Source organism: Rhizobium fabae, from assembly GCF_003985135.1.
GTDB lineage: Bacteria > Pseudomonadota > Alphaproteobacteria > Rhizobiales > Rhizobiaceae > Rhizobium > Rhizobium pisi.
Window position 1 is genome coordinate 255,553 of the sequence record NZ_ML133646.1, and the last position, 21,507, is coordinate 277,059.

Annotated in this window: 19 protein-coding genes, 1 tRNA gene and 2 pseudogenes; 12 read left to right on the plus strand and 10 right to left on the minus strand. The window is 61.7% G+C overall.

What is annotated here, in order from left to right:
- Positions 1–7 precede the first annotated feature (7 nt).
- Both EFB14_RS04335 and EFB14_RS04340 read left to right on the plus strand, forming a co-directional pair.
- Positions 8–169 (plus strand): annotated as a pseudogene (locus EFB14_RS04335) (GNAT family N-acetyltransferase); the annotation flags it as partial.
- A 47-nt stretch (positions 170–216) separates the two neighbouring features.
- Complete coding sequence (locus EFB14_RS04340) at positions 217–867, plus strand: class I SAM-dependent methyltransferase (protein WP_126823028.1); 651 nt, start codon at positions 217–219, stop codon at positions 865–867.
- Between the two features lie 17 nt (positions 868–884).
- Here EFB14_RS04340 and EFB14_RS04345 read toward each other — a convergent pair whose 3' ends face one another.
- Genes EFB14_RS04345 through EFB14_RS04365 form a run of 5 tightly spaced genes read right to left on the minus strand, consistent with a single transcriptional unit; the run spans position 885 to position 6,349 of the window.
- Positions 885–2,108, minus strand: a complete 1,224-nt coding sequence (locus tag EFB14_RS04345; protein ID WP_126823030.1) for a molybdopterin molybdotransferase MoeA — start codon at positions 2,106–2,108, stop codon at positions 885–887.
- A complete protein-coding gene (gene moaC, locus EFB14_RS04350; protein WP_125845632.1) occupies positions 2,105–2,602 on the minus strand; it encodes a cyclic pyranopterin monophosphate synthase MoaC in 498 nt (165 codons plus the stop codon). Before moaC ends, EFB14_RS04345 begins: the two co-directional genes overlap by 4 nt.
- A 1-nt stretch (position 2,603) precedes the next feature.
- The gene (gene trpC, locus EFB14_RS04355; RefSeq protein ID WP_126823032.1) at positions 2,604–3,416 is read right to left on the minus strand and encodes an indole-3-glycerol phosphate synthase TrpC; all 813 of its coding nucleotides are present in this window, start codon (positions 3,414–3,416) and stop codon (positions 2,604–2,606) included.
- Positions 3,417–3,425: 9 nt separating this feature from the next.
- Positions 3,426–4,442, minus strand: coding sequence for an anthranilate phosphoribosyltransferase (gene trpD / locus EFB14_RS04360; RefSeq protein ID WP_126823034.1), 1,017 nt, complete (start codon positions 4,440–4,442; stop codon positions 3,426–3,428).
- A gap of 14 nt (positions 4,443–4,456) precedes the next feature.
- Positions 4,457–6,349, minus strand: coding sequence for a peptidylprolyl isomerase (locus EFB14_RS04365; RefSeq protein ID WP_126823036.1), 1,893 nt, complete (start codon positions 6,347–6,349; stop codon positions 4,457–4,459).
- 219 nt (positions 6,350–6,568) lie between these two features.
- Here EFB14_RS04365 and EFB14_RS04370 point away from each other — a divergent pair, with 219 nt between their 5' ends.
- Positions 6,569–6,850: a hypothetical protein gene (locus tag EFB14_RS04370; RefSeq protein ID WP_125845628.1), complete on the plus strand. Its 282-nt coding sequence runs from the start codon at positions 6,569–6,571 to the stop codon at positions 6,848–6,850.
- Between the two features lie 85 nt (positions 6,851–6,935).
- Here the strand turns inward: EFB14_RS04370 and EFB14_RS04375 are convergent, their stop codons facing one another.
- Positions 6,936–7,190: a GlsB/YeaQ/YmgE family stress response membrane protein gene (locus tag EFB14_RS04375; protein WP_126823038.1), complete on the minus strand. Its 255-nt coding sequence runs from the start codon at positions 7,188–7,190 to the stop codon at positions 6,936–6,938.
- A gap of 658 nt (positions 7,191–7,848) precedes the next feature.
- On the opposite strand from EFB14_RS04375, the gene EFB14_RS04380 reads away from it, so the two are divergent.
- Positions 7,849–8,004 carry a hypothetical protein gene (locus tag EFB14_RS04380; protein WP_008526318.1) on the plus strand — a complete coding sequence of 52 codons (156 nt, stop codon included), beginning with the start codon at positions 7,849–7,851 and terminating at the stop codon, positions 8,002–8,004.
- Between the two features lie 461 nt (positions 8,005–8,465).
- Here the strand turns inward: EFB14_RS04380 and EFB14_RS04385 are convergent, their stop codons facing one another.
- Positions 8,466–9,362: a LysR family transcriptional regulator gene (locus tag EFB14_RS04385; RefSeq protein WP_126823040.1), complete on the minus strand. Its 897-nt coding sequence runs from the start codon at positions 9,360–9,362 to the stop codon at positions 8,466–8,468.
- A 142-nt stretch (positions 9,363–9,504) separates the two neighbouring features.
- Here EFB14_RS04385 and EFB14_RS04390 point away from each other — a divergent pair.
- Positions 9,505–10,931 (plus strand): annotated as a pseudogene (locus EFB14_RS04390) (MFS transporter).
- A gap of 412 nt (positions 10,932–11,343) precedes the next feature.
- Here the strand turns inward: EFB14_RS04390 and EFB14_RS04395 are convergent.
- Positions 11,344–11,433 (minus strand) — tRNA-Ser (locus tag EFB14_RS04395).
- 240 nt (positions 11,434–11,673) lie between these two features.
- On the minus strand, positions 11,674–12,495 hold the full coding sequence (locus tag EFB14_RS04400; RefSeq protein ID WP_126823042.1) for an Ig-like domain-containing protein: 822 nt from the start codon (positions 12,493–12,495) through the stop codon (positions 11,674–11,676).
- A 495-nt stretch (positions 12,496–12,990) separates the two neighbouring features.
- Here EFB14_RS04400 and EFB14_RS04405 point away from each other — a divergent pair, with 495 nt between their 5' ends.
- The 4 genes from EFB14_RS04405 (at position 12,991) to EFB14_RS04420 (ending at position 17,202) form a co-directional block, all read left to right on the plus strand.
- Positions 12,991–14,091, plus strand: coding sequence for a septal ring lytic transglycosylase RlpA family protein (locus tag EFB14_RS04405; RefSeq protein WP_126823044.1), 1,101 nt, complete (start codon positions 12,991–12,993; stop codon positions 14,089–14,091).
- Positions 14,092–14,163: 72 nt separating this feature from the next.
- Positions 14,164–15,372, plus strand: coding sequence for a D-alanyl-D-alanine carboxypeptidase family protein (locus EFB14_RS04410; RefSeq protein WP_126823046.1), 1,209 nt, complete (start codon positions 14,164–14,166; stop codon positions 15,370–15,372).
- Positions 15,373–15,503: 131 nt separating this feature from the next.
- Positions 15,504–16,184, plus strand: a complete 681-nt coding sequence (gene tmk, locus EFB14_RS04415; protein WP_183604820.1) for a dTMP kinase — start codon at positions 15,504–15,506, stop codon at positions 16,182–16,184.
- Positions 16,177–17,202 (plus strand): DNA polymerase III subunit delta', encoded by a 1,026-nt coding sequence (locus EFB14_RS04420; protein ID WP_126823050.1) that lies wholly within the window; start codon positions 16,177–16,179, stop codon positions 17,200–17,202. The genes tmk and EFB14_RS04420 overlap by 8 nt, the downstream gene beginning before the upstream one ends.
- A 96-nt stretch (positions 17,203–17,298) precedes the next feature.
- Here the strand turns inward: EFB14_RS04420 and EFB14_RS04425 are convergent, their stop codons facing one another.
- Positions 17,299–18,087, minus strand: a complete 789-nt coding sequence (locus EFB14_RS04425) for a sulfite exporter TauE/SafE family protein (RefSeq protein ID WP_126823052.1) — start codon at positions 18,085–18,087, stop codon at positions 17,299–17,301.
- Between the two features lie 230 nt (positions 18,088–18,317).
- Between EFB14_RS04425 and metG the strand changes: the two genes are divergently transcribed.
- Genes metG through EFB14_RS04440 form a run of 3 tightly spaced genes read left to right on the plus strand, consistent with a single transcriptional unit; the run spans position 18,318 to position 21,484 of the window.
- Complete coding sequence (gene metG, locus EFB14_RS04430; protein ID WP_126823054.1) at positions 18,318–19,868, plus strand: methionine--tRNA ligase; 1,551 nt, start codon at positions 18,318–18,320, stop codon at positions 19,866–19,868.
- Between the two features lie 4 nt (positions 19,869–19,872).
- The gene (locus tag EFB14_RS04435) at positions 19,873–20,655 is read left to right on the plus strand and encodes a TatD family hydrolase (RefSeq protein ID WP_126823056.1); all 783 of its coding nucleotides are present in this window, start codon (positions 19,873–19,875) and stop codon (positions 20,653–20,655) included.
- Between the two features lie 4 nt (positions 20,656–20,659).
- Positions 20,660–21,484 carry an MBL fold metallo-hydrolase gene (locus EFB14_RS04440; protein ID WP_126823058.1) on the plus strand — a complete coding sequence of 275 codons (825 nt, stop codon included), beginning with the start codon at positions 20,660–20,662 and terminating at the stop codon, positions 21,482–21,484.
- Positions 21,485–21,507: the final 23 nt, after the last annotated feature.

Sequence of the window (21,507 nt, forward strand, 5' to 3'; positions counted from 1 at the left end):
AGCGAAGGTGATGGTGGAGACGGCGATACTCAGCGTTCCGGTTTTCAGTACACTCTGCAACGAGGCCTTCCGGCTAAGGCGGGCAGTCTTCGTACATGAGCAGAAGGTTCCCGAAGCCGAAGAATTCGATAGCGACGATCTCACCGCCCACCATATCGTCGCCGTCACCCGCACCTCGCCATGAAGAACTACTGAACCATCGGGCTTCAGACGACGATGAACCGCCCCGTCATGCCGCAACCCGATCCGGCCGCCTTCATCAAGGCCAACCTGCAGATATCGCCCGTTCCCTCCATCCCTGAAATCCTGCTTCATCAGGCGGGGCCAGCGAGCGGTCTCTGGCGGCTTGCCGGCCGCAGACAAGCCGATCCGGCGCCCTACTGGGCCTATCCTTGGGCCGGCGGCGCCGTGCTCGCCCGTCACCTGCTCGATCGGCCGGAGACGGCGGCTGGTCGACGTGTCCTCGATCTGGGCGCTGGCTCCGGGCTCGTCGCCATCGCGGCGGCGAAGGCCGGAGCAATGGCCGTGGCGGCAATCGACATCGATGCCAATGCCATCGCTGCGATCGGCCTGAACGCGGCGATCAATAGCGTGAACATTGCAGCCGTCGCCGCCGATATCACCGAGGCCTCCCCACCAGAAACTGATCTGCTCGTCGTCGGCGACCTGTTCTACGATCCCGCCCTTGCCGTGCGGGTGATGGGCTTCCTCCGGCGTTGCCAGGCCGCCAGCATCGAGGTGCTGATCGGCGATCCCGAGCGCGCTTATCTTCCGCAGGGAGAGCTCAGGCGAATCGCCACCCATGCGGTTGCGGATTTCGGCGCAGGCGGCGGGGCGGCCCAGGCCGGCGTGTTCACGCTTTCCTGAAACCGTTGAGGCGGAAGCTATACCAGAAGGTCAGGCCGCAGCAGCATGACCGGGCAGGGCGCTCCGGCCGGCAGTTCCGGCGCATGCGGCGGGCGGATGATGAGGCAGTCCGAACGGGCAAAGGTCTTCATCATCGACGAATCCTGCTTGTCGAAGGGTTCGACCAGCCAGCCGCCGGCAGCGGATTTCGAAAGCCTGGCCCTGATATAGTCCTGCCGGTGGTCGTTGGCGCGTAGTGTGACGGTCGCCTCCACCATTGCTTCGCGCCGCACCGGCGGCAGGCAGGCGAGCTTGCGGATCAGCGGCTCCAGGAAGAGCAGCGAGCAGACGAGGCTCGAGACTGGGTTGCCGGGCAGCCCGAGCACATGCGTCTCCCCGAAGCTGCCGACCATCAGCGGTTTGCCGGGGCGCATGGCGATGCGCCAGAAATCGAGCTGCATGCCGGCCTCGATCAGCGTGGCCTGCACCAAATCATGATCGCCAACCGAAGCGCCGCCCAGCGTAACGATGACATCGACCTTGGCGTCCCGCGCCTTGTCGATTGCCGCGGTAATCCTGGCCTTATCGTCAGGCACGATGCCGAGATCGAGCACGTCGGCACCGGCCCGGCGGGCAAGGGCTGCAACGCCGAACGTGTTCGACGCAATGATCTGCGAAGGGCCGGGCGTGCTTCCGGGCGGCAGCAATTCGTCGCCGGTTGCGAGGATGGCGATCAGCGGACGGCGCAGCACTTCGACATCAGGCCGGTTCATGCCGGCGGCGACCGTCAGTCGGGAGAAATCGAGCACGGTGCCCGCGGACAGCACGGCTTCGCGTTCGACGAAATCCTGGCCGCGGGGACGCACATGCTGGCCCTGCCGTACAGGGAAATTCGTTTTGATGCCGCCGTCGGTCTTTTCGGCATCCTCCTGCAAGAGGACGCTATCGGCACCTGGCGGGACAGGTGCGCCCGTGAAGATGCGGACAGCCTCGCCCTTGCCGACGCGTCCCCCGAAGCCGTGGCCGGCGGCGGAGGTGCCGATAACCTTCAGCACGGCGCCTGGCTCCGGCGCGTCTTCGCAGCGCAGCGCATAGCCATCCATGGCGGATGCATTGAAAGGCGGCTGGGTCAGGCCAGCCTTGAGATCGACGGCCAGGACGCGACCTTCGGCCTCGGCGAGCGGCAGCGTTTCGGATGCTGCGACGGGGTTTGCACGCGAGAGCAAGCGGCTCAAGGCCTCGGCGACCGGTAGAAGGTTCATTTCGCCTCCGGGCGACTGAAATCACCAGATTTGCCGCCGGATTTTTCGAGCAGCCTGACGCCACTGATCTCCATTGCCTTATCAGCGGCCTTGGCCATGTCGTAGATCGTGAGACAAGCGACCGAGACCGCGGTCAGCGCCTCCATCTCCACGCCGGTCTTGCCGGTGAGCTTGGCAGTCGCTCTCACGCGCAGTCCGGGCAGGGCGGCGTCTTCCTCGATCTCGACCGCGACCTTCGTCAGCATCAGCGGATGGCAGAGCGGGATGAGATCGGCGGTGCGTTTTGCCGCCATGATGCCGGCAAGACGGGCCGTGCCGATCACATCGCCCTTCTTGGCATTGCCTTGCCGGATGAGAGCGAGCGTTTCCGGTGCCATCTTTACATGGCCCTCGGCTGTTGCAATGCGCACCGTCTCTGCCTTGTCGGAGACATCGACCATATGCGCCTCGCCGGAGGCGTCGATATGGGTGAGGCCGGGCTTTCCGCCGCTCATATCATTCGGCCGCGATGGCGGCTTCGCCGAAGAGCAGCGAGCGGGTGGCGGCCGTTACGTCGTCCTTGCGCATCAGGCTTTCGCCGACGAGGAAGGTGTTGATGTCGACAGCCTGTAGGCGCTTGCAATCCGCATTGGTGAAGATGCCGCTTTCGCCGACCAGCAGCCGATCATCAGGCACCATTGATGCCAGCGTCTCGCTGACCGTTAGGCTGACCTCGAAGGTACGCAGATTGCGATTGTTGATGCCGACGAGCGGCGAGGAAAGCTTCAGCGCGCGTTCCATTTCCGGCGCGTCATGAACTTCGACCAGCACGTCCATCCCGAGCGAGAAAGCCTCGTCCTGAAGGCGCTCAGCATCGTCATCGCTCAGCGAGGCCATGATGAGTAGAATGCAGTCGCCGCCCCAGGCGCGCGCCTCATGGACCTGATAGGTCTCGAACATGAAATCCTTGCGCAGCGCGGGCAGGGCGCAGGCAGCGCGCGCTGCCGTCAGGAATTCCGGTGCACCCTGGAAGCTCGGCGTGTCGGTGAGAACCGAAAGGCAGGCAGCGCCACCGGCTTCATATGCTTTTGCAAGTGCTGGCGGATCGAAATCCGGCCGGATCAGACCTTTGGACGGGCTTGCCTTCTTGATCTCGGCGATGAGGCCGAGCTGGCCGGCATCGCGCTTGGCGACGAGCGCCTTGTGGAAACCGCGCGGCGCCGACTGGCCGGCCTGCATGGCCCTCAGATCCGCAAGCGAGGTCTTCGCCTTGGCGGCCGCGATTTCCTCACGCTTGTAGGCTTCGATCTTCTTCAGGATATCGGTCATGAGGCGATCCTAGTCGATATCGTTGGATACGGCGATCAGTTTGTCGAGGGCAGAGGCCGTGGCGCCGCTATCCAGTGACTCCGTGGCGAGCTTCATTCCGTCGCGGATCGTCCCGGCTTTGCCTGCAATAACGAGCGAAGCGGCGGCATTGGCGAGCGCGATATCGCGATAGGCGTTCTTGGCACCGGCAAGCACATTGCGGAGTGCTGCGGCATTGACGGTGCCATCGCCGCCCTTGATATCGGCGAGCATGCAGGGTGCTATGCCGAAGTCATCAGGTGAAAGCTCGAAAGTACGGATCTGACCGTTCTCGAGTGCAGCGACACTGGTCTTGCCGGTCGTGGTGATTTCGTCGAGGCCGTCACCGTGAACAACCCAGACGCTTTCGGAGCCGAGATCGCGCATGACTTCGGCAAGCGGCACGACCCATTGCGGTGCAAAGACACCGAGGAGCTGGCGCTTGACGCCAGCCGGATTCGAGAGCGGTCCAAGCAGGTTGAAGATGGTGCGTGTGCCAAGCTCGACACGGGTGGGGCCGACATGGCGCATGGCCGAATGATGCTGCTGCGCGAACATGAAGCCGACACCGGCCTCGGCAATGCAGCGCGAGATCATTTCGGGAGTGACCTCGAGATTGACGCCGAGGGCGGCAAGGCTATCGGCGGCACCGGATTTCGAACTGAGTGCCCGGTTACCGTGCTTGGCGACCGGAACGCCGGCACCGGCGACAATCAGGGCCGCCAATGTCGAAATATTGTAGGTGCCGCTGGCATCGCCGCCGGTGCCGACGATATCGATCGCGTCGGCGGGGGCTTCTACCCGCAGCATCTTGGAGCGCATCGTGGTAACAGCGCCGACGATCTCGTCGACCGTCTCGCCGCGAACACGCAGTGCCATCAGGAAGCCGCCGATCTGCGAAGGCGTTGCCTGGCCGGACATCAGGATATCGAAGGCCTGGCGGGCCTCGTCACGGGTCAGGGGCTCGCGGCTTGCTGCCTTGGCCAGAAGCGGCTTCAGATCGGTCATGCGGTTCAAGCCTCCTAGCGGACCGTCGCCTTCTCGGCGAGCGTCTGGTTGATCTGCGCGCCGTACTGCGTCTGCAGCAGGTTGACCATCTGATCGAGAATATCATCGCCGGCGGCATTGGCCATGGCGGTGATCTGGGCATCGCGGTTGTTCAGCACGTCGCCGGTCGGCTCAGCGTTGACCTCGGTGACCTTCAGCAGGATCTGCGTCGAGGGATCGGCGCCGACAGCGCTCGCCACCGTATCGGTAGGTCCGGAGAAAGCGGCACCGATACCGCCACGGCCGAGGACCGGATCGTCGGTGGAACGGGTGAAACCGCTCTTGCTTTCAACAGCGATGCCGAGCGGCGCTGCGATATCGGCAAGTGCGGTGCCCTTCGCGGCTTCGGCCTTCAATTCTTCAGCCTTCTTGGCGAGTGCCGCCTTCTGCTGTTCCGCCGTCCAGTCCTCGACGGCCTTTTCGCGCACCTCGGCAACCGGACGATCGCGATCCGGCGTGATTTCGCGGACGTTGAACCAGACATAACCGTCATTGCCCATCGGCAGCGGCGGCGCATCGACGCCGACCTCGGTCTTGAAGGCTTCGCCGAGCAATTGCTGCTTGATCGGAATATCCTTGATCTCGTTGCCGTCCTTGCCGGCGCCGGTCATATCGACGGCATCGACGGTCACAGCCTTGAGCTTCAGCTGGTTGGCGATATCCTCGAGCGTGGCGCCGCCGGCGCGCAGGTCCTCGATGCGGTCATGAACATTGATCACTTCCTGAGAGGCATTGGCGAGCGCCAGCTGCTTGCGGATATCGTCCTTCACCTCGTCGAAATTCTTCATCGTCTCCCGCTTGATATGGGTGACGCGCAGGATGACCGGACCGAAGGAACCATCGACAACGGGCGTCGTGCCGCCATCGGTCGCAACCGCGAAGGCGGCTTCGGCAACAGCCTGGTCGGGAACCTTGTCCTTGGTGAATTCGCCAAGCAGCACGTCGCTTGCCGTCTTGCCCTGGTCGGAAACTAGCTGGTCGAAGCTGGTGCCGCTCTTCAGCGCCGTTTGGGCGGCAGTGGCAAGATCCTTGCTGGCGAAGGTCAACTGCTCGATGGTGCGGCTTTCCGGCGTGCGATAGGCATCCTTGCCCTTGTCGAACGCCTCACGGATCTGGTCGTCGCTGACAGTCGCGGCATCGGCGATATCGACGGGCTGCAGCTTGAGATAGATGAGCTTACGGTATTCCGGTGCGCGGTAGCGCTGTTTGACACCTTCGAACCACGTCGCCAGCACGTCGTCGGCCGGCGCCTTGATCGGCTCGATATTGGCGGCGGTGAGCAGCAGATAGTCGACGCTGCGGCTTTCGTTGCCATAGAGCTTCAGGGCATCGACCAGCGTCTTCGGCGCTGTGAAGCCGTTGGAGACGGCATCGACGATCTGGCTGCGGACGGCGACCTTGCTGCGCTCCTTGATATAGTCGTCCTGGCGGATGCCGGCGTTGCGCAGGCGCGAGATGAAGAGCTCGCGGTCGAACTTGCCGTTGACGGCCTTGAAGGCCGGATCGTCGCCGATCAGCTGGGCAAGGCGATCCTCGGAGAGGCCGAGATTCATGTCTTCGGCGAGCTGGTCGAGCGAGGCGCCGGCAACGAGCTGGGAGAGCACCTGCTGCTCGACGCCGAAGGCGCGGGCCTGCTCGGGGGTGAGGCGAGTGCCGAACTGCTGGCTGAGGCTTGCCACCTGGCGCTGATAGGCGAGGTGGAATTCGTTGACGTCCACATGCTGATCGCCGACGGCCACGACCGTGGTGCTGTTGCCGCCCGTTATCAGCGAGCGGGAAACGCCCCAGATGCCGAAGGAGGCGACCAGCAGAAGCATCAGCAGCTTGGCGACCCAGGTCTGAGCGGCTCTTCTCAGAAGATGGAACATAGAAACGCAAACCTCGCAGTATCATTGACCCGCACGCGGGCAGACATTCGACGTTCCTTAGAACAAACCCGACAGGAAATGAAGGGTTTGTCGCGCGAAAAGCTGCGTGGAGCGGCGGGCGGCGCGCGCGGCCCTGACGGGCAACAAAAGATCGGCTGCGGCGGAACCTTTCCGGCGGTCATTTCGTTGAAGCGGCATCCCAGGAAATAGGAGCAGACCATGGCAGAATTGAAAACCGCTTCCGCCGAATCCACCGCTGCGCGCGTCAAGGCCGATATCGCAGCAGACGATCTGTCGGCGCAGGTCGCGGCGCTGCGCGAAGACCTCTCCAGGCTGACCGACAGCGTACGGGCGCTGGGGCAAGGGGCAAAGTCCGTGGTGAGCGACGAGGCTTCGCTGATGACGGAACGGCTGCGCGACAAGGTTCGCGAAGAACCGCTCATGGCGCTCGCGGTGACGGCAGGTGTCGCTTATCTTTTCGGCCTGCTGAGCCGCCGCTGAAAATGGAGTTTGGGCAAGGAAAGGCCGGACGCCATGAGCGCCCGGCTTTCAAATATTATGTGCGCTAACGGCTGTCGCGACCGGGTCAGCGGCGGATGACGCGGCCGATTGCGATCAGAATGCAGGCGCCGACGAAACCGGTGATCAGATAACCCAGCCAGCCGGCCAGCGGCTGAATGTGCAAAAGACCCAGGATCCAATTGGCGACGATGGCGCCGACGATGCCGAGCAATATGTTCATGAGCAGGCCCATATTGCTGCTCATGACCTTTTCCGCCAGCCATCCGGCGATACCGCCGATGATGATGGCCGCAATCCAACCCACGCCTGCGTTTTCCATGGTGTTTTCCCTCCTGACAAAACGACTCGAATGAATGCACGAAACGAAAGAAAGTTCCACTCCCAGAGGAACTTAAACAGCGTTCACGGATGTAGCTGCGTGACCGGCGTTTCCAGCGCATGAACGGCGATTTGAAACAGAAGACCGGCGATCGCAAGTGTCGCGAAGCCGAAAGGCATGATCAGGCTCTTGCTAAACATCTTTTTCTCCCCCGTTTTGAGTAAAGCATAAGCTGATATAGACGCTTCGCAAGATTATTATTAACGGATGGTTAAGTGTGAAATTTAATTAAAATTTAAACTACTGCCTCCCGCAAGTTTTCTTCTGATAACTATTGAACAATAATATAAGGATGAAGTAATTCCAACTCCTGATAGAACGGTAACATCTATTCGGCAGCTGATATACTTCGTCTTCATGGCACAGATGTCAGCGATCAATACTGACCGGTCCGCAGTTATTGCAATCAAAACACCGGTCGATGACGGCAGATCTGCACACCGCCTGGAACGGAGTTTTGATCGGCGTTAAACCCAGCGGGTGCGATCAGAAAGTGATGCCGGCCATCATCGGCCGTGCCCGCCGGCTGCTAGCGGATTGATTTTGGCGGGGATTGCACCATTCTTCCCGGATCGCGATTCAATCGGGGAAACATTTGATGCCAAAAGCTGCCATCGCCCTTGCCTGCATCTGCCTGCTCACGCTTTCCGGTTGCGGCAACACCGCGCGCGGCCTGAAGAAGGATGGGCAGGAAACAAGCCACGCATTGGACAATGCGACACATCGGGTGCTTTCAGCCGGTGCCAAGAAGTAGTCTGGCGACGGCATGACCGCCGTTTTGCACAGCGGGCGTCGCTTGCTTCAACAAAAAGGGCCCGCCTGGGGTAAGGCGGGCCTGGACTAACAGAGAGAATGACGGACAGAAGCCGTCTTTTAGCGAGTAAAGCACTTCTTCAAGCGCATGACCCTACGTCGTTCAACGTAACCACGACCGAGGTCGCCTGGGCAACGGTCGTCGGAATCACGTCAAAAATTGCCCCAGTTCTGGGCGCGGGCACGGGCGCGGATGATTCTATATTCGCGACCGCCATAGAGCGAGCCGATGGTCAGCAGAATCGTCAGAAAGTCCCAGATGATGTGCATCGTATCCTCCTTGGATTGAATGCCTCTGCCGTCGATCGGTGAAGATACAATAGCAATCTTTCGAACGTGCTTATATGACAAGAAATCGGGATAGGCGAAGCATTGCTGCCTTGGCGCAAACCACCGCTCCCTTCAGCCGATCGCCGCGCAGGCGTCCCGAACACACGCACGCAGCCAGCGATGCGCGGGATCGGCATCCATCCTCGGATGCCAGAGCAATGAAACCGTGATGTCAGGCGTGGAGACGGGCAGGAGGAAACTGTGCATTCCCACCCGCAAGGCTTCGGTGTGCCGTTCCGGAACGCTGGCGATCAGGTCTGAAGCGCGGGCGAGAGCCAGTGCGGTCGAAAAGCCGCCGACGATCGTGACGATCTGCCGTTCCAGCCCGAGCACAGCAAGAGCATCGTCGATCAATCCTTTGTCGCGCCCGCGTCGCGACACGGAGATGTGCCGACCGGCCGTATAACGGGACGGCGTCATCTCGCCCTGACAAAGCGGATGCCCCATCCGCACGACGCCGATGAAACGGTCGCGGAACAGGGCCTGCGTCCGCACCTCCGGCCCGGTCGCCTTGTCGACGACCCCGGTTTCCAGGTCGACAGTGCCGTCGCGCAACGGGGCGCTGTCCTTGTCCGGTTTCTGCATGAAGCGCAGCCGCACGCCGGGCGCTTGCCTGTGCAGGCGTTCGATGAGTTGGGGTCCGAAGTTTTCGACGAAGCCTTCGCTGGTGCGCAGCGTAAAGGTTCGGACCAAACGGTCAAGGTCGAGCGCCTTGGCAGGTCGCAGGACCGCTTGTGCATCCTCGACGATCCGCCCAACCTGCTCACGCAGTTCGAGCGCCCGCGGCGTGGGGACAAGGCCGCGCCCGGCCCGGACCAACAGCGGATCGCCGGTCGTTTCGCGCAGTCGCGCCAGCGCCCGGCTCATCGCTGACGGGCTGAGCCGCAATCTTCGGGCCGCGCGCGCAACGCTGCCTTCCGTAAGCAACACATCGAGGGTGACAAGCAGGTTGAGATCGGGTGTCGACATCAGTCGGTCATAACATGGTTTAATCGCGATGTGGCGTCAAACGCATAAATGAAGTGCAAATAGTGCGTCTTCCGCCATATCAGGCCGAGGACTAGGTTTTCGGCGGCTCCATCCAGGAAGCCGCGAGAAAACGGAGTTCACGATGAAACCAATCGTTGCGGAAGGAGGCGAGGCAAACGCTGAACGGACACCCTCCGTCCGATGGGCGCTTGCCAGCCTTTCCTTATCCATGCTGCTGCCGTCGCTCGGCACCAGCATCGCCAATGTTGCCCTGCCGTCCTTGGCGAAAGCGTTCGATGCCGCTTTCCAGGACGTCCAATGGATCGTGCTGGCCTATCTCCTCACGATTACCATCCTGATCGTCAGCGTCGGACGGCTCGGCGACACGACCGGCCGCAGACGGCTTTGCTCATCGGCATCCTGCTCTTCACGCTGGCTTCCATCCTGTGCGGCCTCGCGCCGACCCTATCGACGCTGATTGCGGCGCGCGCCCTGCAGGGCCTGGGCGCGGCGATCATGATGGCTCTCACCATGGCCTTCGTCGGCGAGACCGTGCCGAGGGCGAGGATCGGCAGCGCCATGGGGCTGCTCGGAACGACGTCGGCGATAGGCACCGCTCTCGGTCCGTCGCTCGGTGGCGTTCTGATCACAGGATTCGGCTGGCCGGCCATCTTCCTCGTCAACGCGCCGCTCGGCGTGCTGACCTTCGCTCTCGCCTATCGCCATCTGCCTGCCGATAGCAGCAGAGGGAAATCAGATCGGGCGGGCTTCGACATTGCGGGCACCTTGCTGCTTGCCCTGACGCTCTCGGCCTATGCGCTGGCGATGACGATCGGGCATGGCAGGTTTGGTCCGCTGAATGTGGCTCTGTTGCTGGCCGCCGCGCTTGGCACCGGTTTCTTCGTGTTCATCGAGGCGAGAACGGCTTCACCGCTGATTCGATTGGCGGCGTTCCGCAATCCGGTGATGAGCGCCAGCCTGGCCATGAATGCGCTCGTTTCGACGGTGATGATGGCAACGCTGGTGGTCGCCCCATTCTACCTTTCCCGAGCGCTCGGGCTTGACCAAGCGCTCGTCGGAATCGTCATGTCGATCGGCCCTGTCATTTCCACCCTGAGCGGTGTGCCCGCCGGCCGCCTGGTCGACCGTCTGGGCGCACCATTCGTGATTATCGCCGGGCTCGCGGCCATGGCAGCCGGCTCCATCGCTCTCACCGTGTTTTCCGGGATTGCCGGCTACATCGCTGCCATCGCCATCCTGACACCGGGCTATCAACTGTTCCAGGCCGCCAACAATACGACCGTCATGATGGACGTCCGTCCGGAGCAGCGAGGCGTCATTTCGGGCATGCTCAACCTGTCGCGCAACCTCGGGCTGATCACCGGCACTTCCGTCATGGGAGCGATATTCGCGCTTGCCTCGGCGGCGTCGGACGTCGCCATGGCGCGTCCTGAAGCCGTTGCATCAGGTATGCGGACCACTTTCGCCGTCGCAGCAGCGCTGATTGCCGCCGCGCTTGCCATCGCGGCCCAAACTTACAGGCGCCGCCGAGCACCCGACCCCGGGTAGTTGTCAGCGATGGTTTCCGCGCCAGCACAACCGAGACCAAGGTCCGATCCATCCCGGACTTCAGACCCATACCAAAGCGTCGGTCGCTGCCGTAGATCTTTGCGCCATGGCTGGAGTTTGGGAGTTTTGTCTGTGACCAAAATCTTCGTCGTGGCGATGATACTTACGCCGCTTGTGTTCTGGGGTTCCATTGGCGCTCTGATATATTCGCTCCTCTCGTGAACGAGCTTCAACCCGTCATTCCAGCAAGGCTGATCGGCGCCGGGCGCAGACACGTACGCCCTGCCACCGGTAATCTCGGCAACTCGGGCCTCATAATCTTCTCTGGTGTGGATCATCGTATGGCCCACCGCTCAGCTGGAGGGCTGAACCATTGGCAGACGGCCATAGTGCGGGTCGGACAAATGGTAAATGGCGGAAGAGGTGGGATTCGAACCCACGGTACGGTTTCCCGCACGCCGGTTTTCAAGACCGGTTCCTTAAACCACTCGGACACTCTTCCAGGCAATTGAGAAGCCCAAAGAAATTCCGTTTCGGCGTTTCTTTTGGATCGGTGTTGCTACCGAATTGCTGCCCATTCACTCACAGGCGGGCTTTGTAGCAGCTTTGATCGCAGCGTCAACTTGTTCTGCGGTGTTCAACTCATCGCCGTATAGATGATGCATAAATCGGCTGCCTGGAGAGAGCCAGGTGCCCATGAGGGGCTGGAGAAGCGGCTTACGTGGCCGCTTCTCGGCTATTGTCAAACCAGGACGGTGAAGTTGTCGAAGGCGAGCTGCGGAAAGCCTGTGGGCTCTGTTTCAGGCTCGATATCGAAGCGGATGAAGTCGACAGCTCCGAGCGCCTCCAACGAAATATGCTGGCCATCGGCAATGGTGTCTCCATGGACCATCACAGCCATCTCGCTCACCTTGTTGCCATCGATGTAGCCCTCGAAGGTGACAAGAGCATCGACGCCTTCGTAACCCGCGTCAAAATTGGTCGCGACGTCGACGCCCTCAATTGTGAAGAGCTTGCCGTCAACGCGATCGAAAAAGGGATTGTATGGATTGCTGACGACGTACTCGTTGCCGCTGGATTCAGCGACCGCCCACAGATTGCCGTCAACCTTGTCGCCAAATTTGAAGCCGGCATAACCTGAAGCGATATCCGATTGCCCGGGATATTCTTTGGGGGCGTTTTCGAAATCGATGGAATACAGTCCTTGCGGAGGTGCGTTGACGGCGATGTTGAAATCGGCGACGTCCGTACCGCCTTTTCCATCGGAGATCTTGAACGAGAATTTCTCGGAGAAGGATTTTCCTGGCTCAAGACTTGCCGGATCATCGACCGCGTAATTGTAGCTGCCGTCGCCCCAAATCGTCAGCGTTCCGTGCTCGCCCTCAATGGTAAGATATCCGGGCTCACCTGCTTTGTTGGGAATTCTCACACCGTTGACGAACTGAACCTGAAGCAGGTCGCCATCCGGATCCGATGCGTTGTCGAGAAGGCTTCCTTCAATGGCTTCCATGGGTGAGTAGTCGTGGATCAATACGCTAGGCACTGTTGGTTTGTGATTTGCCATGGCTCGTCTCCTGAAGATGAGCGTGGAAAGGACGCCGGGCGCACCCCGAACGCCGCAAATAAACTTTCCACCTCACCTTGAGTCAAGCAACAAAACACACGCACGAAGGGAAATACGGCTTGCGAAGCCGCCGCCCTCAATAACTCATGCGTGTCAAATGTGCGGACAGGCCACCACTGAACGAAACCTTTAGGCGCGGCTGGCGCCTCCAATCCGGAGCTTTTCGAGCATGCAGACGCCGCCAGCCGCTTACCATGTGCCCCGCTTCGGCACGACGATTTCGGGCATCATTGCGGCGGTGAGCGGGCAGGGCGGCGGGGTTGGCGTTAGCAATCTGTAAACCATAATCATTAGAATTGTCGCTATCGCTGCGAAATCGTTCGCAAATTTGCCACGATGCCAGCAAGATTAAGCTCTCGTTAGGCGGGTGGGAATAAGGCGCTATTGATCCATTATCGGGCGAAGTTCCTTAACCATATGAGCGGCGTGGGACACATGAAACTGGAATACGGGGCGGCGTCATTCGCAACGACAGCGCGGTGGCTGGCGATATCGGCGATGTGTGCGACGGTTGCAGCGTGCGGCACGACACAGGCGGTGCCGAAGAAGAAAGCCCACGGCAAAGAGTATTTCTCCGAATCCGAATATGGCGTGAAGGCGAGCCCGCGGGTCGCCACCGGCAACAATATCCCCAAGGGCGGCGGCCGCTACATGGTCGGCAACCCCTACGAGGTGAAGGGCAAGTGGTATTACCCGAAGGAAGATTTCGCCTATAGCAAGGTCGGGATCGCCTCCTGGTACGGTTCTGCCTTTCACGGGCGCCTGACGGCGAACGGCGAAGTCTATGACCAGATGCATCTTTCGGCCGCGCATCCGACTTTCCCGCTGCCGAGCTATGCGCGCGTCACCAATCTCGAGAACGGTTCGTCCATCGTCGTTCGCGTCAACGATCGCGGTCCTTATCATGAAGGGCGCATCATCGATCTTTCCAACAAGACCGCCGACATGCTGGATCTGCAGCACAGCGGCACCGGCAAGGTACGTGTGCAATATGTCGGCCGCGCCCGCATGGACGGCCATGACATGCCTTACCTGATGGCATCCTACGCGCCGAAGGGCAGCCGTCTTCCGGGGATCAATCCGGAAGGCCAGATCGCAACCGGCGTGATGGTCGCCTCCAACAGCCGCAAGATCACCCGCGACCAGTTGCAGAGCGCGGAAGACTACGAGACCCAGCCCGCCAACGTGCCGGTGCCGATGTCGGCGACATCCTATGCCGGTTCGACGCCGAGCGCCCGCTACAATGCAGCGCCCGCGCTCGCCCCGGCTGCCCATGTCCTGGTCGCGCCGTCTGCGCCCGCAGGCAATGGCATGCAGGCCTTCGACCAGATGGTCGTGCTGCCGGAAATCGGCCCCATGCCCTATGAGCGCCCCTATGGCGGGGGATCGCTTGCGCTCGGCTACCAGAACGAAGAGGTGAGGACGGTGACGGTCGATCTCGCCTTCGACGCGGTGATGGTGCGCAATGACGGGCTGACGCAGGAGTCGATCCTTGCCTCGGCAAGGCGCCAGCAGGCAAAATCCGCCGCGCGCTGAGCATGGCAATTGCATCGGATTTCCTCTCGCTCTAACCTCCTTACAGACGACGCTCGTTCGATGGGAATTGCGATGCTGAAGCCTATGCTTCGCCTTCTTGCGTGCCTGATGCCGCTCGCCACCGGCGCGCTCGCAGCCGATGGCGGCACTGTCGGTTTCGCCACCAAGGCGACGCAGGCCTATATGATCGAGGCGTCGACCCGCACCGTGCTTCTCGCCAAGAACGAGGACCAGGGATTTTCGCCGGCTTCGCTCGCCAAGCTGATGACTGTGGATCTTGTCTTCGAAGCGGTGACGAAGGGCCAGATCACGCTCGACACCGAATATCCGGTTTCCGAATATGCTTGGCGGACAGGCGGCGCACCGTCGAGGACGGCAACGATGTTTGCCAGCCTGAAATCGCGCGTGCGCGCCGAGGACTTGATCAAGGGGATCGCCATACAGGGCGCCAATGATGCCTGCATCGTGCTTGCCGAAGGCATGGCGGGTAGCGAACAGCAGTTTGCCGAATCGATGACGCGCCGCGCCCGGGAGCTCGGCATGGAGAAGGCGGTATTCGGCAATTCCACCGGACTTCCCGACGGCAAGGGGCCGGATAGCAGGAGCAAGGTGACGGCACGGGAGATGGTGACGCTCGCCGCCGCCCTTCAGCAGTCCTATCCGAACCTCTATCCTTATTTCAAGCAGCCGGAATTCGAGTGGAACAAGATCCTCCAGCGAAACAGGAATCCGCTGCTGGGTTTCGATCTCGGCGCCGACGGGCTTGCCACCGGCTTCACAGAAGGCGAGGGCTATTCGATCGTCGCTTCGGTTGAGCGCGACGGCAGACGACTGTTCCTGGCGCTTGCCGGCATCGCTTCCGACAAGGAGCGGACGGAGGAAGCCAAGCGCGTGCTCGAATGGGGGCTGACCGCATTCGAGAACCGGCAGATTTTCGCTGACAAGGAAGTCATCGGCGCAGCCAGCGTCTATGGCGGCACGGCGCGCACCGTCGATCTCGTCGCCAAGGCGCCCGTCAGCGTATATATTCCGATCAGCAATCCCGACAGGCTGTCGGCGCGCATCGTCTATCACTGGCCGCTGACGGCGCCGGTCAAGCCGGATTACCAGGCGGGCACGCTCAGGATCTTTGCCGGCAGCCGACTGCTCAGGGAGGTGCCGCTCTATACGGTGCAGGCGGTAGACGAGGGCTCGCTCAGCAGCCGGGCGGTCGACGCCATGCTGGAACTCGGCGAATCGCTGTTCTTCTCCTGGCTCTGGGACAAGTCGGCACCCGGTTGACGCCCTCTTTCCGATGCAATTTGCCGGGAAAGGTGAATATGTCGCCGCGGCTAAAGGTTTTCCTCCCTGGTATCTTCGGATAGATAGAAGGGGCGGGGCGCATGCGGCGCCCGGAATGCGGGAAGTTGTCATTGTCATCCGGTGCGGGATTGTTCGTTACGTTTGAAGGCGGGGAAGGCGCTGGGAAATCCACGCAGATCCGCCGCCTCGCCGCGGCGCTGAAGGGCGAAGGTCATGATGTGCTGGTGACGCGGGAACCGGGCGGATCGCCGGGTGCGGAGGCCGTGCGCCACGTGCTGCTGTCAGGTGCTGCCGAAGCCTTCGGCACGCGGATGGAAGCGATCCTTTTTGCGGCGGCGCGCAACGACCATGTCGAAGAGGTGATCCGGCCGGCGCTTGCCGCGAGCAAGATCGTGCTCTGCGACCGCTTCATGGATTCCTCACGCGTCTACCAGGGCATTACCGGCAATCTCGAGCCCGATTTCATCGAGACGCTGCAGCGTATCGCCATCAACGGCGTCATGCCCGATTGCACTGTGATACTCGACATCCCTGCCAGGATCGGACTGGAGCGGGCGCAGAAGCGCGCTGCAGCCGACGGCCCCGACCGCTTCGAGAAAGAGCGGCTCGAGACACACGAGAAACGGCGCGAAGCCTTTCTCGATATCGCCGCCCGCGAGCCGGAGCGCTGCCACGTGATCAATGCCATGCAGGCGGAAGAGGCGATCGCCGCCGAGATCCTGGCGATCGTCAGGCAGCTGCTGACGCCATCAGGCCAGATCAGGACACCGGAAGCCGCCCATCATGAGTGAGGAAAGGCCCGGACTGCTCGACGGCGCTATCTGGCCGGCGGAAAACACTCGGCTGTTCGGCCATGAGGAGGCGGAAGCCTTCCTCGCGCAGTCCTACCGGTCCGGCAAGGGCCATCACGCCATCCTGATCGAAGGGCCGGAGGGCATCGGCAAGGCGACGCTTGCCTTCCGTTTCGCCAATCACGTGCTCTCGCATCCCGATCCCGACACTGCGCCGGAAACGATCGGCGATCCCGACCCGGCCTCCGCGGTCAGCCGGCAGATTCTCTCCGGCGCCTCGCACAATCTCCTGCACCTTGCCCGGCCGGTGGATGAAAAGACCGGCAAGGTGAAATCGGCGATAACGGTCGACGAGGTGCGCCGCGCCGGCAAGTTCTTCTCGCAGACGTCGGGCACCGGCAACTGGCGAATCGTCATCATCGACCCGGCCGACGACATGAACCGCAATGCCGCCAACGCTATCCTGAAAATCCTGGAAGAGCCGCCGAAGCGGGCGCTGTTCCTGGTGCTGTCGCATGCGCCGGGACGGCTGCTGCCGACGATCCGCTCGCGTTGCCTGCCGCTGAAACTGGCGCCGCTTGCGGACGACGCGCTTATCGCCGCCCTCGATCATCTCGGCATAGCAGGTGAGGACAGGGCAGTGCTTTCGGCGGCCAAGGGCAGCGTCGGCGAGGCGCTGAAACTCTTGAACTACGGCGGAGGCGACATCATCGCCGCCTATGACGAGATGCTTTCGGCCGAGGGGCCGACGGCGCGCAAGGCGATGCATCGGCTGGCCGACGCGCTGTCCGGCAGGGAAAGCGACACGATCTTCGATTTCTTCGTCAGCCATATCGGCGACGACATCATGAGCCGCGCGCGGGCAGCAGCAGGCGAGGGGCGGATCGCTGCTGCGGAACGGCTGGCGCGGCTCTATTCCGAGATCACCGAGCGGCTCGCCATTTCCGACGGCTATAATCTCGACCGCAAGCAGACGATCATCAGCATTCTCGCCGATATCAAGCAACCGGGCCTCTAAAGCCAGCCCGGAGATCGCCGAGCGCGCCCGCTAAGGGGTAGGGGCTGCCGTCTCGGCACGAACCCGACAGCAGAGGGGCATCATACATACCTCCGATCAGCCGGCCAGCAGCTTCCATGCGACGACGGCGAGCGTGGCGGCCAGGACGATACGGATGGTGCGTTCGTGCAGCTTCGGCGCCAGAAGACTTCCGGCGATAATGCCGGGAATCGAACCGATGAGCAGGGCAAACAGCATTGCCCAATCGATTTCGCCGATAAACCAGTAACCCATGCCGCCGATCAGGGTCAGCGGTACGGCATGGACGATATCGGAACCGACGATCTCGCGCACGTCGAGCCTGGGATAGAGCACCAGCAGGATCGTCACGCCAAGCGCGCCCGCGCCGACCGAGGTCAAGGTGACGAGGACGCCGAGCAGGAACCCCAAAGCGACGGTGAAGGTGACGATCGTGGCCGGCCGCGGCGGCGTGCGTTCGCCGATGGCGCGACGCGCCAGCTCGAGTATCTGGCCTCGGAAGACCAGCATGATCGCGGTCATGACGAGAAGCCAGCCGAGCGCGGTGGTGATGGTATGGGCGACGCCGATGCTCTTGCGATCGACGCCGGCCAGCATCCACAGCATCAACAAGGCTGCCGGCACGCTGCCGGCGGCCAAGCCGCCGACGATCTTCCAATTGATGCGCCCATGCATGCCGTGAACGGTGGTGCCAGCCGTCTTGGTGATCGCTGCGTAGAGAAGATCCGTGCCGACGGCGGTTGCAGGGTGGACGCCAAAGAGCAGCACCAGCAGGGGCGTCATCAACGATCCGCCGCCAACGCCGGTGATGCCGACGAGCGCGCCGACACAGAGACCCGAAAGCGAATAGAGAGGCTGGAATGTCAATCGAGCGCCTCCGACGGCGCGCGACTACGGCACTTCCGGTAAATGAAAATTGGCACTTCGTTTTGTCCCGCCCTCTTTATCCCGACGGGTAAATTGCGTCCGTTCATGAGTCAAGCTCACACGCCGGTCCCGGAAATCATTGATGACTGGAAAGTTGATGTTTCGCTTGGCGGTGACATGCGCTAAGAGCGGCTGACCATTTTTATAGAGTAAGCCGGACATTGGCCGCCATGACAGACAAGACACCTTTCTACATCACCACCGCGATTTCCTATCCCAACGGCAAGCCGCATATCGGCCATGCTTACGAGCTGATCGCGACGGATGCGATGGCGCGCTACCAGCGCCTGGACGGCAGGGACGTCTTCTTCCTGACGGGGACCGACGAACACGGCCAGAAGATGCAGCAGACCGCTCGCGCCGAGGGAATTGCGCCGCAGGCACTCGCCGACCGCAACTCCGGCGAATTCCAGGCGATGGCGAAGCTTCTCAACGCCTCGAACGATGATTTCATCCGCACCACGCAGGAGCGTCATCACGAGACCTCGCGCAACATCTGGAACCTGATGGCCGACAACGGCGACATCTACAAGGACAGCTATGCCGGCTGGTATTCGGTGCGCGACGAAGCCTATTACCAGGAAAACGAGACGGAGCTGCGCGCCGACGGCGTGCGTTACGGACCGCAGGGCACGCCTGTCGAATGGGTGGAAGAGGCAAGCTATTTCTTCAAGCTTTCCGAATACCAGGACAAGCTGCTTGCGCATTACGAAGCAAACCCTGATTTCATCGGTCCCGCCGAGCGCCGCAACGAAGTGATTTCCTTCGTCAAGTCGGGCCTGAAGGATCTCTCCGTCTCGCGCACCACCTTCGACTGGGGCATCAAGGTCCCGAACGATCCCGCCCACGTCATGTATGTCTGGGTCGATGCGCTGACCAACTACATTACTGCGACGGGCTATATCGAAGACAAGAATGGTCCGAGAGCGAAATATTGGCCCGCAGACGTGCACATCATCGGCAAGGACATCATCCGCTTCCACGCCGTCTACTGGCCGGCCTTCCTGATGTCGGCGAAGCTGCCGCTGCCCAAGCGCGTCTTCGCCCACGGCTTCCTGCTCAACAAGGGCGAGAAGATGTCGAAATCGCTCGGCAACGTCGTCGATCCGGTCAATCTGGTCAACCATTTCGGCCTCGATCAGGTGCGCTACTTTTTCCTGCGCGAAGTCTCCTTCGGCCAGGACGGCAGCTACAGCGAAGAGGCGATCGGCACGCGCATCAATTCCGATCTCGCCAACGGCATCGGCAACCTCGCCAGCCGCTCGCTGTCAATGATCGTCAAGAATTGCGACGGCAAGATCCCGGAATGCGGACCGCTGACGGACGAGGACAAGGCGATGCTGGCGCAGGCCGACGCGCTGCATGCCTCGACACGCGACGACATGGGCAAGCAGCTCATCCATCGCGCGCTCGTCTCGATCATCGCTGTCGTTTCGGAGGCCGACCGTTATTTCGCCGGCCAGGCTCCGTGGGCGCTGAAAAAGACAGATCCGGCGCGCATGGGCACGGTGCTTTACGTTACAGCCGAGGTCGTGCGCCAGATCGCAATCCTGTTGCAGCCCTTCATGCCGGATTCATCAGGCAAGCTTCTCGATCTCGTGGCCGCGCCTGCTGACAAGCGTGATTTTGCCGCCCTCGGCGAGGCAGGCCGCCTCGTTGCGGGAACGACGCTGGAAGCGCCGACGCCGGTCTTCCCGCGCTATGTGGCTCCGGAGGCTTAAGACCGTGCTGGTCGATACGCATTGCCATCTTGATTTCGCCGATTTCGAGGCGGAACGCGACGAGATCGTCGCGCGCGCCCACCAGGCCGGCGTCGCGCAGATGGTGACGATCTCGACGCGCGTGCGTAAGCTCGACGGGCTGCTCGCCATCGCCGAGAAATATCCATCCGTCTTCTGCTCGGTCGGCACGCATCCGAACAATGCCGACGAAGAGCTCGACATTCAGACGGAAGACCTGGTGCGCCTGGCGGATACCCATGAAAAGATCGTCGCGATCGGCGAGGCGGGTCTCGATTATTTCTACGACACGCAGAAGCCCGAGGACCAGCAGACCGGCTTCCGCCGCCATATCGCGGCTGCGCGCGAAACGCAGCTTCCGCTTGTCATCCACAGCCGCAGCGCCGACGAAGACATGGCTGCGATCCTGACCGAGGAAACGGGGAAGGGGTCCTTCCCCTTCATTCTGCATTGCTTCTCGGCCGGCCCGGAACTGGCGAAGACCGGCGTCGAGCTCGGAGGCTACATTTCCTTCTCGGGCATCCTGACCTTCCCGAAATCGGAAGAGCTGCGCGACATCGCCAAGACCATTCCGCATGAGCGTCTGCTGGTGGAAACCGACGCGCCGTATCTCGCGCCGAAGCGCTGGCGCGGCAAGCGCAACGAGCCGTCCTATGTGGTGAATACGGCCGAGGTGCTCGCCGACACGATCGGCCTGTCCTATGCGGAGGTTGCGCGGATCACGACCGAGAACGCTTTCCGGCTGTTTTCGAAGATGCCGAGGATCTAGCAGCGTGCTCTACCGGCGGCGTTTCACCATTCTCGGCTGTTCGTCGTCACCGGGCGTGCCGCGCATCACCGGCGACTGGGGCGGCTGCAATCCCGACAATCCGAAAAACCGGCGCACGCGCGCCTCCTTCATGGTGCAGCAATTCGCACCGGACGGCGGCGTCACAACCGTCGTCATCGACACCGGGCCGGATTTTCGCGAGCAGATGATCAGGGCAGGGGCCGACCACGTCGACGCCGTGCTCTACAGCCATCCGCATGCGGATCATATTCATGGCATCGATGATCTGCGGGGCTTTTTCCACAATACACGCCGCCAGGTGCCGATCTATGCCGATCAGTTTACGATGGAAAGGCTGCGCGAAGCCTTCGGTTATTGCCTGGAAACGCCGCCGGGCAGCAACTATCCGCCGATCGCGCTGCCGTTCGTCATCGAAAACGTCGACGAACCCGTCGAAATCAGCGGTCCCGGAGGCAAGATTGCCTTCCACCCGCATATCCAGCAGCACGGCGATATCTACTCACTTGGCTTCCGCATCGGCGATGTGGCCTATTGCAGCGATATCAGCGACTTCCCGCCGCAAACCGTCGAGAAGCTTCATAATCTCGATGTGCTGATCATCGACGCGCTGCAATATACCTATCATCCGAGCCACCTGTCCCTGGAGCAGTCGCTTGACTGGATCGGCCGGTTGAAGCCGAAACGTGCGATACTCACGCATATGCACACGCCGCTGGACTACGACGCGGTGATGGCGCAGACGCCGGACCATGTGGTGCCGGCGTATGACCAGATGAGCTTCGAGACCGAAGTCAGGATCCCGGCCTGAGCCTTGGACCTAAGGACGGGCCA

What these genes read in the sequence shown, in the direction of transcription:
- EFB14_RS04340 (WP_126823028.1), top strand. Translation starts at nt 217, where the DNA reads ATGAACCGCCCCGTCATGCCGCAACCCGATCCGGCCGCCTTCATCAAG.
- EFB14_RS04345 (WP_126823030.1), bottom strand. Translation starts at nt 2,108, where the DNA reads ATGAACCTTCTACCGGTCGCCGAGGCCTTGAGCCGCTTGCTCTCGCGT.
- moaC (WP_125845632.1), bottom strand. Translation starts at nt 2,602, where the DNA reads ATGAGCGGCGGAAAGCCCGGCCTCACCCATATCGACGCCTCCGGCGAG.
- trpC (WP_126823032.1), bottom strand. Translation starts at nt 3,416, where the DNA reads ATGACCGATATCCTGAAGAAGATCGAAGCCTACAAGCGTGAGGAAATC.
- trpD (WP_126823034.1), bottom strand. Translation starts at nt 4,442, where the DNA reads ATGACCGATCTGAAGCCGCTTCTGGCCAAGGCAGCAAGCCGCGAGCCC.
- EFB14_RS04365 (WP_126823036.1), bottom strand. Translation starts at nt 6,349, where the DNA reads ATGTTCCATCTTCTGAGAAGAGCCGCTCAGACCTGGGTCGCCAAGCTG.
- EFB14_RS04370 (WP_125845628.1), top strand. Translation starts at nt 6,569, where the DNA reads ATGGCAGAATTGAAAACCGCTTCCGCCGAATCCACCGCTGCGCGCGTC.
- EFB14_RS04375 (WP_126823038.1), bottom strand. Translation starts at nt 7,190, where the DNA reads ATGGAAAACGCAGGCGTGGGTTGGATTGCGGCCATCATCATCGGCGGT.
- EFB14_RS04380 (WP_008526318.1), top strand. Translation starts at nt 7,849, where the DNA reads ATGCCAAAAGCTGCCATCGCCCTTGCCTGCATCTGCCTGCTCACGCTT.
- EFB14_RS04385 (WP_126823040.1), bottom strand. Translation starts at nt 9,362, where the DNA reads ATGTCGACACCCGATCTCAACCTGCTTGTCACCCTCGATGTGTTGCTT.
- EFB14_RS04400 (WP_126823042.1), bottom strand. Translation starts at nt 12,495, where the DNA reads ATGGCAAATCACAAACCAACAGTGCCTAGCGTATTGATCCACGACTAC.
- EFB14_RS04405 (WP_126823044.1), top strand. Translation starts at nt 12,991, where the DNA reads ATGAAACTGGAATACGGGGCGGCGTCATTCGCAACGACAGCGCGGTGG.
- EFB14_RS04410 (WP_126823046.1), top strand. Translation starts at nt 14,164, where the DNA reads ATGCTGAAGCCTATGCTTCGCCTTCTTGCGTGCCTGATGCCGCTCGCC.
- EFB14_RS04420 (WP_126823050.1), top strand. Translation starts at nt 16,177, where the DNA reads ATGAGTGAGGAAAGGCCCGGACTGCTCGACGGCGCTATCTGGCCGGCG.
- metG (WP_126823054.1), top strand. Translation starts at nt 18,318, where the DNA reads ATGACAGACAAGACACCTTTCTACATCACCACCGCGATTTCCTATCCC.